Annotated in this window: 2 protein-coding genes and 1 pseudogene; 2 read left to right on the forward strand and 1 reads right to left on the reverse strand. The window is 75.8% G+C overall.

The window, feature by feature from the left end:
* Positions 1-294 (forward strand): annotated as a pseudogene (locus PKY62_RS12130) (CCA tRNA nucleotidyltransferase); the annotation flags it as partial.
* On the opposite strand, the gene PKY62_RS12135 reads toward PKY62_RS12130, so the two are convergent.
* Positions 272-1,621 (reverse strand): MFS transporter, encoded by a 1,350-nt coding sequence (locus tag PKY62_RS12135; protein WP_324537317.1) that lies wholly within the window; start codon positions 1,619-1,621, stop codon positions 272-274. The pseudogene PKY62_RS12130 and the gene PKY62_RS12135 sit on opposite strands and share 23 nt — an antisense overlap.
* Positions 1,622-1,703: 82 nt before the next feature.
* Between PKY62_RS12135 and PKY62_RS12140 the strand changes: the two genes are divergently transcribed.
* The coding region (locus PKY62_RS12140; RefSeq protein WP_324537319.1) for an HAD-IC family P-type ATPase at positions 1,704-3,004 on the forward strand (1,301 nt) is incomplete at its 3' end.

The raw sequence follows: 3,004 nt of genomic DNA on the forward strand, positions 1-3,004 counted from the left end.
GGCAAAGGCCTGGTCGTACCCGTGCTGCGCGAGGCCGACCGCCTCTCCTTCGCCTACGACGACCTCGAGCGTCGGATCGCCGAGCTGCGTGAGCACGAGGAGCTCGCGGCCATCCGGCCCGACCTCGACGGGCAGCAGATCATGGCGATCCTCGGCATCGCGCCGGGACCCCAGGTGGGCGCCGCGTACCGGCACCTGCTCGAGCTGCGGATGGAGCACGGCCCGCAGGAGCCCGCCGTCGTCGAGCAGGCGCTGCGCGACTGGGCCGCGGTCAACCTGCCGTCGGAGCCGTAGGACCTGCCGGTCCCGCGGCCCCCGCCGGCCAGACGAGCTCGACGGGCTCGGCCGGCACCAGCCGGTAGGCGACCGCACCGAGCGCGTAGGCCGCCGCGAGGCCGAGCACCACCGGCCGCGACCAGCCGGCGTCGGGCAGCACGGTCGCCGCGATGGCCGCAGCTCCCACGAACGCGGCGTTGTAGAGCACGTCGTAGAGCGCGAACGCGCGGCCGCGGTACGCGTCGTGCGTGTCCCGCTGGACGATCGTGTCGACGGCGATCTTCGAGCCCTGCACGCTGAGCCCCAGGAGTGCCGCCGCCGTGGCGACCACCGGGAACGACGGCGTCGTGGCGAGGACCAGCTGGCTCACGGCCCCGAGCCCCAGGCACAGCGCGATCCAGCGCGCGGGGCTGACCCGCTCGTGCGCCAGCGGGGTGAGCACCATGGCGAGGCCGTTGCCGACGAACGAGATCCCGGTGAGCAGGCCGAACGTCGCCAGGCCCGCGTCGGCGTCGGCCGGGTCGCTCAGCAGGTTGCGCGAGATGAGGATGAGCGCGATGAAGTTGGCGCCGTAGAGCAGGCGGTGCAGCGCCATGACCCCGAGCGCCGCGCCCGGGGTGCGCCGCGCGACGAGGTAGCGGGCGCCGTCCGCCAGCTCGCGGACCGTCGCGCTCGCGGCGGAGCGCAGCTCGGCGCCGATCGACCCTGCGGCCGTGCGGCCGTCCGGCCCCAGCTGGTCGCGACCCAGCCGCAGCGCCAGCGCCGACGCTGCGCCGAAGAGCGCCGCAGCACCGGTGAGCACGACGCCGTCGTGCACCGCGCCGGCAGGGACCACCCTGCCGGCCAGGAACCCCAGCCCTGCGCCGACGACGGCGGCGACCGCGCCGAGGGTCGGGGTGATGGCGTTGGCCAGGAGCAGCTGGTCGCGCGGGACGACGTGCGGCAGGCCGGCGGACAGCGCGGAGAGGAGGAAGCGGTTGACGCCGAGCGTCACGAGGGCGAGCACGTAGACGGCCGGGCCCACCCCGACGGTCACCATGAGCACCGCGAGGGTCAGCGCGAGCAGCACCCGCAGGGCGTTGCCGAGCAGCAGCACCTGGCGGCGGCGCCACCGGTCCAGCAGCGGGCCGGCGAAGGGGCCGACCACCGTGAACGGGAGCAGCAGGACGGCGAACGCGGCGGCGACGTCGGCCGCCGTGGCCATCCGCTCCGGGGAGAAGAAGAAGAGGGTCGCCAGGCCCGCCTGGAACATCCCGTCACCGGCCTGGGACACCAGGCGCACCGCGAAGAGCTTGCGGAAGTCGCGGTGGACGGCCACCACCCGCAGGTCTGCCAGCACGCTCACCGCTGCAGGCTAGTCGCTGCCCGCGGGCGTCCCGGCCCGTCCGTCCCGGTCCGGCGGTGCCGCGCGGGACGACGATGGGGTCATGCCCAGCCCGCAGCACGGCACCGACGACGCTGCCGGACGGGTCGCCGCGCCCTCGCCCGGCGCGCTGCCTGCCGACCCCTCGACGCTCGAGGCCGACGACGTCGCGCGACGCCTCGACGTCGACCCGGTCGCGGGCCTGACCACCGCGGAGGCCGCGCGACGCCTGGCGGCCGGCGGTCCCAACGCGCTGCGGTCCGCACCGGAGGTGCCGCTGTGGCGCCGGCTGCTCGTCCAGGTGCGCGACCCGCTCGTCGTGCTGCTGCTCGTCGCCGTCGCGGTGTCGGTCGCGGCCTGGGCCGTCGAGGGCGGCGGTGGCGCGCCCGTGGACGCGATCGTCATCCTCGCGATCGTCGTCATGAACGCGGTGCTCGGGTACGTCCAGGAGCGGCGTGCGCAGGACGCGGTCGCCTCGCTGGCGGCCATGAGCGCCGCGAGCGCCTCGGTGGTCCGCGACGGCCGGCTGCAGGTGGTCGCGGCGCGCGACGTCGTCGTCGGAGACCTGCTGGCGCTCGCGGAGGGGGACACGGTCGCGGCGGACGCGCGGCTCGTCGTCGCCGCTGCGCTGTCCGTCGCGGAGGCGACCCTCACCGGCGAGAGCGAGCCCTCGGCCAAGCGACCCGCTGCCCTGGCCGCGCCGGCTCCGCTCGGCGACCGCCGCTCGATGGTCTTCGCCGGGACGGCCGTCGTGCGCGGGACGGGTCGCGCGGTGGTCACGGCGACCGGGATGGCCTCGCAGACGGGGCGGATCGCCGCGCTGCTGGACCGGACGGTGGCCGAGCAGACCCCGCTGCAGCGCGAGATCGCGCGCGTGGGGCGGGTGCTCGGGCTCGCCGTGCTCGTGGTGGCCGTGGTGGTGGTCGGGACGGTGCTGCTCACCTCGCACGTGCGCACGCTCGACGACGCGGTCACCGTGCTGCTGCTGGGCGTCTCGCTCGCCGTCGCCGCGGTGCCGGAGGGTCTGCCGGCCATCCTCTCGGTGGTGCTCGCGCTCGGCGTGCAGCGGATGGCGAGGCGGCACGCGATCGTCACGTCGCTGTCCTCGGTCGAGACGCTGGGCTCGGCATCGGTGGTCTGCACGGACAAGACCGGGACGCTGACCCAGAACGCGATGACGGTGCAGCGCGTCGTCACCGCCTCGGGCGAGGTGCGCCTCGAGGGGGTCGGCTACGTGCCCGAGGGTGCCGTGCTCACCGACGACCGGCCCGTCGAGGCGCAGGACCCGCTGTGGTGGGAGCTCGCCGTGGTGCTCGGCGGCGGGAGCCTCGCCAACGATGCGCAGCTGCGATGGGCCGACGACGG

The organism is Actinotalea sp. (genome assembly GCF_035443605.1).
Taxonomy (GTDB): Bacteria; Actinomycetota; Actinomycetes; order Actinomycetales; family Cellulomonadaceae; genus Actinotalea.